General features: G+C 66.6%; 12 protein-coding genes. 10 read left to right on the top strand and 2 right to left on the bottom strand.

The genetic code is table 11. The features are described from left to right. Positions 1 to 396 precede the first annotated feature (396 nt). From ACFFIC_RS27915 to ACFFIC_RS27895, 5 genes are all read left to right on the top strand, one after another. Positions 397 to 1716, top strand: a complete 1320-nt coding sequence (locus tag ACFFIC_RS27915) for a tetratricopeptide repeat protein (protein ID WP_377056625.1) — start codon at positions 397 to 399, stop codon at positions 1714 to 1716. A gap of 74 nt (positions 1717 to 1790) precedes the next feature. After that, positions 1791 to 2951, top strand: coding sequence for an MFS transporter (locus ACFFIC_RS27910; RefSeq protein ID WP_377056623.1), 1161 nt, complete (start codon positions 1791 to 1793; stop codon positions 2949 to 2951). Between the two features lie 376 nt (positions 2952 to 3327). After that, positions 3328 to 4086: a helix-turn-helix domain-containing protein gene (locus ACFFIC_RS27905; RefSeq protein WP_377056621.1), complete on the top strand. Its 759-nt coding sequence runs from the start codon at positions 3328 to 3330 to the stop codon at positions 4084 to 4086. A gap of 49 nt (positions 4087 to 4135) precedes the next feature. Further along, the gene (locus ACFFIC_RS27900; protein ID WP_377056619.1) at positions 4136 to 4966 is read left to right on the top strand and encodes a PhzF family phenazine biosynthesis protein; all 831 of its coding nucleotides are present in this window, start codon (positions 4136 to 4138) and stop codon (positions 4964 to 4966) included. Continuing rightward, on the top strand, positions 4963 to 5922 hold the full coding sequence (locus ACFFIC_RS27895) for a Bug family tripartite tricarboxylate transporter substrate binding protein (protein WP_377056617.1): 960 nt from the start codon (positions 4963 to 4965) through the stop codon (positions 5920 to 5922). Before ACFFIC_RS27900 ends, ACFFIC_RS27895 begins: the two co-directional genes overlap by 4 nt. A 35-nt stretch (positions 5923 to 5957) precedes the next feature. Here the strand turns inward: ACFFIC_RS27895 and ACFFIC_RS27890 are convergent, their stop codons facing one another. Continuing rightward, positions 5958 to 6266, bottom strand: coding sequence for a hypothetical protein (locus tag ACFFIC_RS27890; protein WP_377056615.1), 309 nt, complete (start codon positions 6264 to 6266; stop codon positions 5958 to 5960). Between the two features lie 678 nt (positions 6267 to 6944). On the opposite strand from ACFFIC_RS27890, the gene ACFFIC_RS27885 reads away from it, so the two are divergent. From ACFFIC_RS27885 to ACFFIC_RS27865, 5 genes are all read left to right on the top strand, one after another. Next, positions 6945 to 7538: a hypothetical protein gene (locus tag ACFFIC_RS27885; RefSeq protein WP_377056613.1), complete on the top strand. Its 594-nt coding sequence runs from the start codon at positions 6945 to 6947 to the stop codon at positions 7536 to 7538. Positions 7539 to 8058: 520 nt separating this feature from the next. Further along, positions 8059 to 8427, top strand: a complete 369-nt coding sequence (locus ACFFIC_RS27880) for a DUF2946 family protein (protein WP_377056611.1) — start codon at positions 8059 to 8061, stop codon at positions 8425 to 8427. A 96-nt stretch (positions 8428 to 8523) separates the two neighbouring features. Continuing rightward, on the top strand, positions 8524 to 10689 hold the full coding sequence (locus ACFFIC_RS27875; protein WP_377056609.1) for a TonB-dependent siderophore receptor: 2166 nt from the start codon (positions 8524 to 8526) through the stop codon (positions 10687 to 10689). Positions 10690 to 10699: 10 nt separating this feature from the next. After that, a complete protein-coding gene (locus tag ACFFIC_RS27870; protein ID WP_377056607.1) occupies positions 10700 to 11554 on the top strand; it encodes a DJ-1/PfpI family protein in 855 nt (284 codons plus the stop codon). Positions 11555 to 11605: 51 nt separating this feature from the next. After that, on the top strand, positions 11606 to 12112 hold the full coding sequence (locus tag ACFFIC_RS27865; protein ID WP_377056605.1) for a YcnI family copper-binding membrane protein: 507 nt from the start codon (positions 11606 to 11608) through the stop codon (positions 12110 to 12112). A gap of 210 nt (positions 12113 to 12322) precedes the next feature. On the opposite strand, the gene ACFFIC_RS27860 is transcribed toward ACFFIC_RS27865, so the two are convergent. Further along, on the bottom strand, positions 12323 to 12803 hold a 481-nt coding region (locus tag ACFFIC_RS27860), incomplete at its 5' end, for an integrase core domain-containing protein (RefSeq protein ID WP_377056603.1).

Genomic DNA, 12803 nt, shown 5'->3' with positions numbered 1-12803 from the left:
ACCCGCTGCCGCGAGCCAATCACAACCGACTCAAATGACTCTAGCTGTTCCCGGATAGACACTCAGCCGCGACCGTCAGCACCCCGGAGATGGCGTAGACCATCTGGTTCCAGTGGTGGGCATGCTCTGGGAAGGAATGGCGCGCGGGGATCGTCTGCGACCGGACCGTCATCGGCTGTGGGACAGCCAGCCCTGGTGGCGCTGCAATTGTCTCCCACAGCATGGGCGTCCTCCATCTTGTCCGATTCTCTATATAGATTGTCGTCTCACAGAAATACGGACAGGACCGGATCGGCTATCTCTCGCGAGATGACGCCTGGTTCAGCTTTGCTGGTCGCAGCGTCGGGGTATCGCCGGATGCCGATGCCCTTCGATCTCCAGGATGAGGAACCCGCCATGGCTCGCCTCGACAGCCGCGGCCTGCCGATCTCGACTGCTTCCGACCTCGCGGCCGAACACTATCGGGAGGGAGTTGACCTGCTTCTCTCCGCCTGGCCTGGCGCCGCCGAGGCGTTGGAGGCAGCAATAGCGGTCGACCCGGACTTCGCCCTCGCCCATGCAGCCCGTGCCCGCCTGCATGCCATCCGGGCCGAGCCTAGCATGGCCCAAGCCCGGATCGCGACGGCCCTGGAGATCGGCGCCCAGCGTGGGACGGAGCGGGAGCGGAGCCATGTTCAGGTTCTCTCCCTCGCCATCAATGGTCAGTCGGCCAGGGCACTCGAACGGGCGCAGGCACATGCCGACCTCTGGCCCCGGGATGTCCTGATCCTCTCCCTGCCACTGGGCGCCTTCGGGCTCTTCGCCTTCTCCGGCATGGCGGACCACGACAGAGCAAGGGTGGACTTCTGCGAGCGTCACGTGCGGCACTTCGAGACAGATGACTGGTGGTTCCTGACCTACCGCGGCTGGTCCTATGCGGAGAATGGCGAGGTCGGCTTCGGCCGCGCCCTGGCGCAACGAGCCTTCGACCTTCGGCCCAGCAATGCCAATGCAGTCCATGCCCTTTCCCATGCCATGTACGAGGGCGGCGCAGGGGAGGATGCAGAGAGGCTCATCGAGGGATGGCTACCGGGCTATGACCGCAGCGGTCCCCTTCATGGCCACATCGCCTGGCACTCCGCCTTGGGCGCCTTGGAGCGCGGTGACCCTGCCAAGGCCCTGTCCATTTATGCAGAGCACGTTCAGCCCTCTGTGTCGGCCGGGATGCCGGTCAACGTAGTCAGCGACACGGCCTCTCTCCTGTGGCGCCTGCAGGTCTATGGCCACGCCGTGCCGAAGGAGCTCTGGGGCGAGGCGTCTGCCTACGCCGCGTCCGCCTTCCCGAAGGCGGGGTTCCCCTTCGCTGATGTCCACATGGCCCTCCTCGCTGCGGCGACCGGCGACAGGAGCGCGGTTCAGCACCGGGTGGCGGCGCTGACCGGGCTGGCCGAGGCGGGAAGCCTGGCTGCGGGTTCCGTGGTGTCTGCCATCTGCCGCGCGGTTCTCGCATTTGCGGAGGAGGATTACGCGGAGTGCGCACGCATCCTGGAGCCGGTCGCCACCGAGGTCGCCCGCATCGGCGGCAGCGGCGCACAGCGGGAGATCGTGGAGGACACCCTTCTCCTCTCCTTGATGCGGAGCGGCGAAACAGCCAAGGCTCGCAGGCTCCTTGATCGCCGCTTGCACCGCCGCCCATCGCCGCGCGACACGCGCTGGCAGAGCCTTCTCACGGCCTGAGGAATTCCATGTCACAGACCAGCGCAACGGCGAGCTCGGACCCTGCCGACTACTACCACTACGAGAAGGGCAACGTGCTGCGGCTGGCCGTCGTGCAGGCGCTGGCCGGGGCCAATGCCACTGTCGTCTACGCAACGGGTGCGATCGTCGGCAACATGCTGGCACCCGACAAGGCGCTGGCCACCCTGCCGATTTCCATCTTCGTGGTGGGCATGGCGGCCTGCACCTTGCCCGCCGGGGTAATTGCCCAGCGTCATGGCCGCCGGGCTGCGTTCCTGACGGGAGCGGGCTGCGGCGTGCTGGTGGGCCTGCTCGCCGCCCTGGCGATGGTGCTGGGCTCCTTCTGGCTGTTCTGCTTGGCCACCTTCTTCGGCGGTGCCTACGCCGCCGTGGTGCTCTCCTTCCGCTTCGCTGCGGCCGACTGCGCGCCGCCGGAACGTCGCGCGCGCGCCTTGTCCGCCGTCATGGCGGGTGGCGTCTTCGCCGGGGTGATCGGCCCGCAGCTCGTCACATTCACCATGAACCTGTGGCCGCCGCACATGTTCGCTGCCACCTTCCTGGCACAGGCCGCCGTGGCGGTGGTATCCGCCTTCATCCTGATCGGTGTCCGGCTGCCCACCCCTTCGGCGGCAACGGGCGCTGTACGCGGCCGCCCGCTCGGGCTGATCGTGAGGCAGCCGCGCTTTGTCACCGCCGTGGTCTGCGGGGTGGTGAGCTACCTGTTGATGAACTTCTTGATGACGGCGGCACCGCTTGCCATGCACATGTGCGGCCTGTCCCAGGAGTCCTCGAACCTCGGGCTCCAGTGGCACGTGATAGCCATGTACGGCCCGAGCTTCTTCACGGGTCGGCTGATCACGCGCTTCGGGGCAACGAAGGTGGTGCTGACAGGGCTGGCCCTGATTGCCGCGTCAGCCTCCGTCGGGCTGACGGGCCTTGACGTGGCGCACTTCTGGCTGACCCTGATCCTGCTCGGCATCGGCTGGAACTTCGGCTTCGTCGGCGCCTCGGCCATGGTGCTGGAATGCCACCGGCCTGAGGAAAGGGCGCGGGTTCAGTCGTTCAACGACTTCGCCGTGTTCGGGACCATGGCGTTCGGGTCGTTCCTGTCAGGCGGCCTGCTGAACGCCTATGGGTGGAACACAGTCCTCTGGTTATCCTTTGTGCCCCTGGGATTGGCGATCATTGCCCTGACCGTTAACTCGAAATTCAGGAACACTCAGGCCGTCAGCTAAGGCAGGCGGCCGGTTTGCCGAACCGCTGCCTCGTTGCGGGTAGTGGGGCCAGGCCCCGGCATCTTTGCTGCCAGTTTCGTCTGTTAAGCATGCCATTGGGCAGCTGCCTTCCAACAGTGGGCCGAAGGCCCGGTCTCCAGGTCTGCATGAGCGGCCGACCGGTCCCTCCCCCGAATGCTACCGTAAGTGACTGATCCTCTTCCCGAGGTAAGCGACAGAATGAGGTTTTGATCAGCGCTCACCCATACCCCACCTCCGTCCGTTTTCTGCACGAACAGTGCCATGACGCCTGTTTCGGACTAGGCCTCCTCTGAGCGCATTCACACCAATTCGCTTTCCGCTCGCCGCGTGTGACCGGTGACTGATACCAGGGGGCATGGTCTTCGCCCTGAACCAAGCTGACTGGGCTGCCGCCACGGTCGCCCAGCCTGACTACGCCACGGACTGGCACGCGCACGACTGCGCCATGCTCCTGCTACCGAGGCAGGGACTGATGGTGTTCGAGATGGAAGGGCGGCCTTCTCCAAGCCAGATCCGGCCCGGCGAGGCGCTCTTGGTGGCTCCGGGTGTCGGCCACCGCACCAGGGCTGCGGACGCAGCTCATCGTCACATCGTCCTCTATGCACCCGGCACGCGGCTCGGACGCTGGCTTCCGGCAGGGCGCGGTTGGCACCTGGGCTTACTGCCACCCACGATGCTTCCACTGCTCTCCTACCGGGATGCCCTTCCGGAAGGATCCGAGCGAGCCGAACTCGCCGAGCGCCTGCTGCTGGCGGAGGCAACCGAGGCAGGGCCTGAGCCCGCGCCAGCCCAGCACGGTGCGGCCGTCGTGCAGGCGATCGCGGAGCACCTCCGGGCCCGACTGCAGGGACCGCACGCGCTGGATGACCTCGCCACCCGCTTCGGCTTGTCCCGCCGCCAGATGACACGGCTCTTTCGGCGCCACACCGGCACCAGCATCGCGAGCTACCTGGGCGGGCTGCGGGTCCGGGAGGCGGCCCAGCGGATCGGGGCGGGCCAGGGAGTGCTCGCGGCTGCCCATGCCGTGGGCCTGGCTTCGCCGTCCCATCTCGCCCGTCTCTTTCGCCAGCACACCAGCGGCCCACCCTCGGCGTCCCGATCGGGCGAGGAATAGGGCCCGATCGGGCGCGCCTGTCGGGTGCCCCGAGGGGCAGAATGCGCCCATGCAGCCGAACCTCTCGCCACCCATCCTGCTCTCCGTCTTCCCGGCCGGGCCGGGCGGCGGCAATCCCTGCCCGGTCGTGCTCGACGCGCGCGGCATGGACACTGAGGCCATGCGAGGCCTGGCCGCCAATTACGGGCATGAGAGCGGCTTCGTGCTGCCGCCAGAGGATCCCGGGACGGCGGACTTCCGCTTCCGCTTCTTCGTGCCCGAGCACGAGATGGAGATGTGCGGCCACGCGGCCCTGGGCGCTGCCTGGCTGCTCCGACTTCGAGGGCAGGCCCTGGGGGCGGAGCTCCGCATCGAGACGCTGTCCGGGCCGGTGCGGGCCCTCTTTGCCGCGGACGGCGCGGTCGAGATCACCCAGCCTCCTGGGCGGCTGCAGGAGGTCACGGAAACCGGGGACGTGCTGGCCGCCCTTGGTCTGACCGAGGCGGGCCTGCGCCCCGGCGCTTCCGTGCTGAATGCCGCCACAAGCCGTGTGAAGACCCTCGTGCCCGTTGTGGACCTCGCGCGGCTACACGCCCTGAACCCGGACCAGGCGCGGGTCCGTGCGGCCTGCGAGGCAATCGGCTCCACAGGCCTTTACCCCTGGACCGGTGGCGCGGACGGCGTCGTCCACGCCCGCCAATTCCCGCGCAGCTCCGGCTACCCCGAGGACGCCGCGACCGGCATCGCGGCCGCCGCGCTTTTCTACGGCCTGGGTGCACCGGAGGCAGGGCTGCTTGTGCGTCAGGGCGAGGCCATGGGCCGCCCAAGCGAGATCCGGGTGCGCACCGACCCGGACGGCCTCGGGTGCCGTCTGGGCGGGCGTGTGGAGGTGATGTCGTGAGGCGCCGCACCCTTTTCGCCGCAACGAGCGTCCTGGTCGCCCGCCCGGCCCTGGCGCAGACCTGGCCCACACAGCCCATCCGATTGGTCGTGCCCTACGCCGCCGGTGGCCCGACCGACGTCGCAGCCCGCCTACTCGCCGAGGCGCTCTCCTCCTCCCTGTCGCAGCGCGTGGTCGTGGAGAACCGCACTGGCGCGGGCACCTTGGTCGGCACGGGTGCCGTGGCTAACGGCCCGCGGGACGGCCACACCTTCCTGGTCGGGACCGTCGCTCATGTGGTGAACCCCGTGCTGGTGGCGAACCTCGCCTTCGACCCGGTCGCCGACTTCCGGGGCGTTGCCTTGATGGGGACGGTGCCGCAGGTCGTTCTCGTGAACCGCGACCTGCCGGTCCGGAACCTGCCCGAGCTACTGGCGCTGTTCCGCGGCAGGCCTGGCGGGTTCGCCTACGGCTCCGCCGGGAACGGCAGTGCCCAACACCTCGCGGCCGAGCTGCTGAAGCGGCAGGCGGCGCTGGACGTGGTGCATGTGCCTTATCGTGGAGCCGCGCCCGCCGTTGCGGACATGCTGGCTGGGCAGATCGCGATGGTCGTCGACAGCGCCGCGACCGCGATCCCGATGGCCCGTTCCGGCCAAGCCCGGGCTCTGGCGGTGACAGGGCCTACACGCTTGTTGCAGCTGCCCGAGGTCCCGACCGTGGCGGAGACACTGCCGGGCTACGAGGCCTACACATGGAACGCCCTTCTCGCACGGGCGGGTACCCCGCCCGAGGCGATTGCGCGCATGAACGGGGCCATGAACGCCGTGATCGCCAGGTCGGAGTTCCGGGCGCGCTTAGAAGAGCTGGGTGTCACCGTGGTGCCGGACAGCACTCCGGCCTCGGTCGACGCCTTCCTTCGTACCGAGGCCGACAAGTGGCAGAGGCTGCTGCGGGACGCAGGGGTGAAGGCTAACTGACGCCGGACCGCTTGCCTCAGCCAGCCTCGGCACGCTTAGCTTCCACTGCGTGACAGATAGGGCTGAGCAGCCTGCAGCGCGGGCCCGCACCTTGGGACGTCGGCCTGCAGCACGGCCTGGTAGGTCGTCAGGCCCGTCCAGATCCTTGCTGCCGTCAGGACGCCGCGGACCGGATCCCCGGTGTAGATCTCGGTGAGCACAGGAGGAGCGGCCGAGACACAGCTGCCAACGTCCCGCATGATGGTTGGTGGTGCCCCAAGCTGAGTGAGACGGGCGCTGAATTCGGTCTGCGCAGGCTCAATGATCAAAAGATTGATCAAGGTAAGGAACAGGTCACGGAACATGTCAGGCTCCAACTGGGTCTAGGGACGATCGCGCGCAGGCATGGAGGCGCCCATCGACATGAAGTTCCCGCTGCTGCTTCTGGTGTTCTTGAGCGCCGCGAAGAAGCCTCTTGCCCCCTGCAGACCTGGGATCAAGCTCCTCGAAAGGGAATGTTTGGAACACGGTGGAAGAGGCAAAATAACTGCCTAATTTCTGTGCAATCGCCTGTGGATGAAATCAGACTTGTAGTGAACTTCGAACAAAGTGTAGTTGAAATGCCTGTTTTTCCGTTTGTTTTCAGTGGCCTGCAAGGCCCGAATCTATTGAATATAAGAAGGAAGCGAAGTGCCCCCAAACCGGGGGCTCTGGGGAGGCGTTCTGGCACCTGGGAAGGGCGTTCTCATGTCCAAGATCAAGCTTCCGCTGACGGTCTGACGACCGGAGCGAGACACCCCGAACTGGTGTTCTGGAGGAGGCTGCCGTTCCCCGCAGAGCTAGTTTGATCCAGATCGCCATGCCGCGGGATCGATGAACCGGTGTGCAGATGCGGCTCGCCCTTCGCCCAAAACTCCCAAGGACCGAGAGACTAACCACCAACGGGCCTAACTCGGCCCATTTCTATCTGCCGATTTGGTGGGACGGTCAGGAAGGTTTAGATCTGAGCCGCAGTCCGACCCACGCTCCAGGGATCAGAGCGCTTGGACCTATCCACCCTCTTACTCGGCCGGATCGGTCGGGCCGGGTCATCACAGTTTCAACTCGGCTGCATGCCCGGCGTTGTGCTGAAGAATGAGGGTATGATCCAGATGAGCGGTACCGATCCCAAGGCCACTGATAGCGGCTTCGCCGCCTTCGAACATACGGCCCAGCGCGTTGAAGAAGGCGCTGAGAGCAAGGCTGAAGCTTTGTCGGTTGAGAAGCCCGGCAATGCATCGCCTGGCACTGGCACTGGCGGTGCGGCCGATCAGATCAGCGGCGCCGGGCAAGCCGCAGCAGATCGGGTCGAGAGCGTTGCGAGCCGAGCAGCTGGGGGCCTAGAGGCGGCGGGTAAGGCTGGGGCCGGGACAGTCGAGGCCGTAGTGAGCGGCGCTGCCGAGCGGGTCAGGACCACCGGTGAAGCGATTGCCGGAAAGGCCCGTGACGTAACCAAGAAGGCTTCGGGTTATGCTGACCAGCTCAGCTCGACCAGAGCCTCCGCCACGGACGCTGTGAATCAAGCGCCCATCGCGGCGCTGCTGGTAGCAGGGGCCGTTGGTTGGGTGCTCGGCATGCTCGCAAACGCCAGGAGGTAGAAAGCCGGGGGCCCTGGCGTTTTCCCAGGCTCCCGATCATGTCGGCCGACAGGCCTGTTTCTGATGCGGGACGGACCTTCGACTAGCGGCATGCCGTGCCACGCCACGCAGAAGCTTCAGGAGAGGCTCCAGCCGTAGAAGTGGTGGATGGAGAGGGTCGCTTCTGAATCGGGCATCAGCGAGGCTCTCAGGACACTGAGCAGCCCCTCCATTTGCCCTTCCGTTGAAACTGCGGACGAAGGACCTTCCTTCGCCATAGCTCCGGGTGGACCAATGATCCGGCTGGACCAAGATTTGAACAGAACAGCTGGATCGGGTCTCGTGAACGAAAGTCATCCTGACTATCGCTCGTGAACGATCAGATGACCCCTTGGGACAGGATCACCTGAGGATCAGGTTCCCTGCCTGAGATCCGACACTTGGACGCCACGTCCCCCCGGATGGGCGAGATAATTGGTCCTGCATAGGGTCCGAATTGAGGGCGTGACGAACGGGGCGCCGGTCGGGTAAGTCACTCTCGATGCTCCGCCCACGGACAGGTCCTGCACGCCTCCTCGCCGTCCTGCTGCTTCTGCAGTGGGCGGGAGCCGTGCTGCCGCATGCCCGTGCCATGGCCCAGCTGGCTTCGGCACAGGCAGTCGAGCTCTGCACTCACGAGGGTAGGCGCCAAGTTCTCCTCGACGAAGATGGCAAACCCCTGGAGCTGGTGCAGGCGGACGATTGCTGCACCCTGTGTCAGGGGCCGATGGCCACCACGCCTTCGGAGCCGCCTAGGTTGGCCCAACCCATCGGCTACGAGTTGGTCGCTGACCTGTTCGGCACGGAAGGGCTGCCGACCACTCCGCCGCGCGCTCCGCCACAGCAGCCCAGAGCACCACCCCTGTCCTGATACCGGTCCGTTGCCGGGTGTGACGTCCTACGTCGTGCCCGGCCTTGTCGCGCGTGCCGTGCACGCGCGCCTCACCGCTATCCAGGAAAGCGCAGCATGCGCCCAGCGAATCTTTCCGCGCGCCCTACGCGCGCCCTATCCCGTGCCGCTCCAGCCATCGTCCTGAGCTTCGCCCTACTCGCCTCGCCAGGTCTCACCGTACCGGCCTTGGCTCAGCAGGCATTGGCACCGGACCCGCTCGTCGGTGACCTGGTCCGGGTGCCCGAAGTCTCGGTGACCGGGACGCCTCCCAGCATCCGAGGCTATCTCGCCCCGGAGTCCTCGACGGCGCTTCGCCTTCCGGCTCCGATCCAGGACGTGCCGGTGTCCGTCCAAGTGGTGCCGGACACCCTGATCCAGGACCGTGCCGCTCTGACCGTGCGCCAGGCGGTCGAGACAGTCAGCGGGGCGACAAGCAGCAACGCCGTACCCGGCTCAGTCGCCCTGCGGATCCGAGGGTTCAACGACGGCTCCGCCAATCTTCGCGACGGATTCCGCGAAACGAGTAACCAGCAGGATGTGCAGGGTATTGAGCGGATCGACATCCTGAAGGGGCCTGCCTCCGTCCTCTATGGCGGCAACCTCTCCTCGGGCGGCGTTGCGAACATCGTCACGCGCGCCCCAGTGGACGGCCGCTTTGGGGCGGTGAGCGGCACGATCGGCAACTACGGCCTATTCCGCTCCACTTTTGACATCAACGAGGGAGACATCACCGGAAACGGAACCCTGGGGATCCGCCTTAACGCCGCTCTGGATCGCAGCACCTCTTACCGGGATTTCGGCGGGTCGAGCACCCAGTTCATCAATACCTCGCTCCGCTGGCGCCCTACGGAACAAGACGAGGTGGTGATCCGGGCGCAGTACCTCCGCACCGACTTTAGCTACGGCATCTACCAATCGCCTCTTTCCCGGCAGACCCTGTCCCTGCCGCTCGCCCGGAACTTCGACGACCCAAACCAGGGGACGTCGCGCCGCGACGCCGGGCGGGTCAGCTACAACTGGGTCCACTCCTTCGGTGAGGGCTTACGCTTCAGGTCCGGCTTCAACGCCTCCGGGGTAGACTACGACCTCGGCACCGACCGCTTCTCGACGCTCCGCATCCTTGCCGACAACCGGACGGTCCAGCGCACCGCGATCTTCGGGCCGCAGCACATCCGCGACTACGACCTGCAGAACGAGCTCTCCGGCACCTTCATGACCGGCCCTGTCCGCCACGATTGGCTTGTCGGGGTCGAGTCTTATTGGAGCGCGACCACCTCGGTGGGGTTCCAATCCACCCTGCCCAACCTTGACCTGCGTAGTCCTGTCTACGGTGTGGTTCCAGGTGCCGCGCGCCTCGTCTCCAATACTCGTAGCAGCTTCATGAACCACGCGGGCTACGTGCAGGATTTCGTCACCCTCGCCCCCGGACTGCGGGTCCTGCTGGGTGGACGCTACGATTCAACCGACACCTCAAGCCTGAATCGCATCACCGGCGTGGCAGGCGAGAACTCGGCCGCGCGCTTCTCGCCGAGGGTGGGCGTCTCCTACGAGCCGGTCATGGACACGACCGTGTTCGCGAATTGGGCTAACTCGTTCGTGCCGACGACCGCGACCATGGCGAGCGGTGCCGCCCTGTCGCCCAGCACCTCCGAGCAGTTCGAGGTCGGGGTCAAACAGGCCCTGCTCGGCGGTCGGGCGCAGGCGACGGTCGCCCTGTTCCACATTACCCGCACGAATGTACCGACCACGGATCCGGCTAACCCGCTCTTCTCTATCGCGTCCGGAGAGCAGCGCAGCCGCGGCGTGGAGGTCGATCTGGCGGGCGAGATCCTACCGGGGTGGAACGCTGTGGCGAGCTACGCCTTTACCGAGGCCCAGGTGGAGCGTGACAACCGCCTGCCGGTCGGGGACGTCCTCGCGGGTGTGGCCCGGCATGCGGGCACGATCTGGACCACCTACGAGTTCGGCGAGGGATCGCCCCTTCGAGGCGTCGGGATCGGCGGCGGCGTGCGGGCCGAAACCCGACGCGAGGCGACGCTACCCAACACCTTCTCGCTGCCCGCCTATGCCCGGCTCGATGCGGCAGCCTGGTACCGCTTCGAGGTCTCGCGCACGCCCATGCGTGCCCAGGTCAACGTCCAGAACATCAACCAGCAACGCATCTACGACACGGACGGCGCGAACACCCTCCGGGTGAACGTGCCCTTCACCGTGCTCGCATCACTCACCGCCCAGTTCTGAGGAGGACGACATGTCCGAGAACGACACCGCCCCGGCGGAGACCGGCCTTTCCCGGCGCCGCCTCGCCACCTCTGCCCTGGTCGGAGGGCTCGCCGGTTCGGCCGCATCGACCGCCCTGGCCCAGACAGCGCCCCAGCCGCTGCCCAGGCCCCGCATGCTGCAGCGGCCAGGAGCGCCTGCACCGCTAAAGGTCGCGATGCTGGTCTACCCGCAGATGATCATGCTCGACCTGATCGGGCCCCAGACGATCCTCAACATGCTCGGCTCCGACATCCACCTTGTCGGGGAAACGAGGGAGCCGGTCCTGACGGAGCTGAGCGTTCCGATCATGCCGACCTGCACCCTAGACGAGTGTCCCCGCGATCTTGACGTTCTTTTCGTGCCGGGTGGGCTGATGGGGTCGGTCGCCTGCATGAAGAGTGCGGCTGTGCTGGACTTCCTCGCTGACCGGGGAAGCAGTGCGCGCTACGTGACGAGCGTCTGCACAGGCGGCCTCGTGCTCGGCGCCGCCGGTCTCCTGCGCGGATACCAGGCGACCGCGCATTGGGGCGTGGCCGACCTCCTGCCGCTACTGGGCGCCACCAGGGTCAACGCACGCGTGGTCCAGGACCGGAACCGGCTAACCGGTGCCGGTGCGACGGCAGGCCTCGACTTCGGCCTGACCCTTGCTGTCCTGCTGCGCGGTCAGGAGGCGGCCGAGCGGGTCCAGCTCTTCCTCGAGTACGAGCCGGTGCTGCCGTTCCACAAGGGCACGCCAGAGCTGGTCGGCCCAGAGGTCATGACGCGGGTGCGCGCTGGCCGCGTCTGGATGGACGGCCAGGCCCGGGAGGCGGCTCTCGCCGCGGCCCAGCGCCTTGGCCTGTGAACCCCACCCTCTTCCACGAAACCCGATGCCCCTCGTTCAGGAGAAGACCCCATGATCCGCTCTCTCGTCGGCCTCGCTGCCCTCGGCACTGCGCTCTTCTCTGTCCCCGCCTTGGCGCATATCACGGTGGACCAATCGACCCTTCCAGCGGACAGCTACGTCCGCATCGCCATCCGTGTCCCGCATGGCTGCGAGGGGGCGGCCACCATTGGCATTCGTCTCCAGGTGCCGCCGGAACTGCGAGGCGCGAAAGCGATGCCCCTCGCGGGCTGGACGCTGACGTCCCGCGTGGAGGGTGGCGTGACCGTCCAGGGCGAGCACGGCACGGCGCATGTTCCACGAGAGTTGTCCTGGCAAGGTGGAATTTTGCCGGATGACCAGTACCAGGAGTTTGCAATCCTCATCCGCACTCCGGCCGAGCCGGGCGCGACCCTCTACTTCCCCGTCGTCCAAGACTGCGAGGGCGGGAAGGTGTCGCGCTGGATCGAGCGTCCCTCGGCCCCTGGGGAGCGCCTGCGCTACCCGGCCTACAGCGTCCGCGTCACGCCGAAGAGCTGACACGGGACGCAGGCAGCCGGAAGGGAAACGGGACCCATGATCCTCCTCGGCTACCTGCGCGCCGTATGGCTTGCGTTGCTGCTGTGTCTCGCGTCCGTTCCTGGCGCTTGGGCACACGCCTCACTCGTGGAGTCTACCCCGCGGGACGGTGCCAACCTCCAGGGAAGTCCCCCACGCCTCGTGGTCCGCGCCCCAACTTTGGTCCGGGGTCTATGCAAGTTCTCGGGCTGGTTGAGCTTGGTTGGCGAAGGCGCTCGGGGTCAAGTTGCCAAGTGCTGAGTGGGGTCTCTCCTCGTTGTAGTGGCACCTCCATTCCTCGATGCGCTCCTTGGCGTCCGCCAAGGACAGGAACCAGGACGCGTTCAGGCACTCGGCCCGGAGCCGGGCGTTGAACGCCTCGATGAACGCGTTGTCCGTGGGTTTTCCGGGGCGCGAGAAGTCGATCTCGACCCCGTTCAGGTAGGCCCAGTGGTCGAGCAGGCGACCGGCGAACTCCGGGCCATTATCAACCCTCAGGCTCTTCGGCTTGCCCCGGAGGCGTACGAGCTGATCCAGAACCTCGACCACCTGCGCCGCCCGGAAGTTGGCTCTCGGTGTTGTCGAGAGCCCCTCTCGCGTGTGGATGTCCACCACGGTCAGGATCCGGATTGGGCGGCCGTCGAATAGCTGATCCGACATGAAGTCCATGGCC

This window comes from Muricoccus vinaceus, from assembly GCF_042433125.1.
GTDB lineage: Bacteria > Pseudomonadota > Alphaproteobacteria > Acetobacterales > Acetobacteraceae > Roseomonas > Roseomonas vinacea.
Note: the sequence above shows the minus strand (reverse complement) of the source record. Positions and strands in the feature narration are given on the sequence as shown.

What these genes read in the sequence shown, in the direction of transcription:
- ACFFIC_RS27870 (WP_377056607.1), top strand. Translation starts at nt 10,700, where the DNA reads ATGTCCGAGAACGACACCGCCCCGGCGGAGACCGGCCTTTCCCGGCGC.
- ACFFIC_RS27880 (WP_377056611.1), top strand. Translation starts at nt 8,059, where the DNA reads ATGCTCCGCCCACGGACAGGTCCTGCACGCCTCCTCGCCGTCCTGCTG.
- ACFFIC_RS27875 (WP_377056609.1), top strand. Translation starts at nt 8,524, where the DNA reads ATGCGCCCAGCGAATCTTTCCGCGCGCCCTACGCGCGCCCTATCCCGT.
- ACFFIC_RS27900 (WP_377056619.1), top strand. Translation starts at nt 4,136, where the DNA reads ATGCAGCCGAACCTCTCGCCACCCATCCTGCTCTCCGTCTTCCCGGCC.
- ACFFIC_RS27890 (WP_377056615.1), bottom strand. Translation starts at nt 6,266, where the DNA reads ATGTTCCGTGACCTGTTCCTTACCTTGATCAATCTTTTGATCATTGAG.
- ACFFIC_RS27865 (WP_377056605.1), top strand. Translation starts at nt 11,606, where the DNA reads ATGATCCGCTCTCTCGTCGGCCTCGCTGCCCTCGGCACTGCGCTCTTC.
- ACFFIC_RS27905 (WP_377056621.1), top strand. Translation starts at nt 3,328, where the DNA reads ATGGTCTTCGCCCTGAACCAAGCTGACTGGGCTGCCGCCACGGTCGCC.
- ACFFIC_RS27915 (WP_377056625.1), top strand. Translation starts at nt 397, where the DNA reads ATGGCTCGCCTCGACAGCCGCGGCCTGCCGATCTCGACTGCTTCCGAC.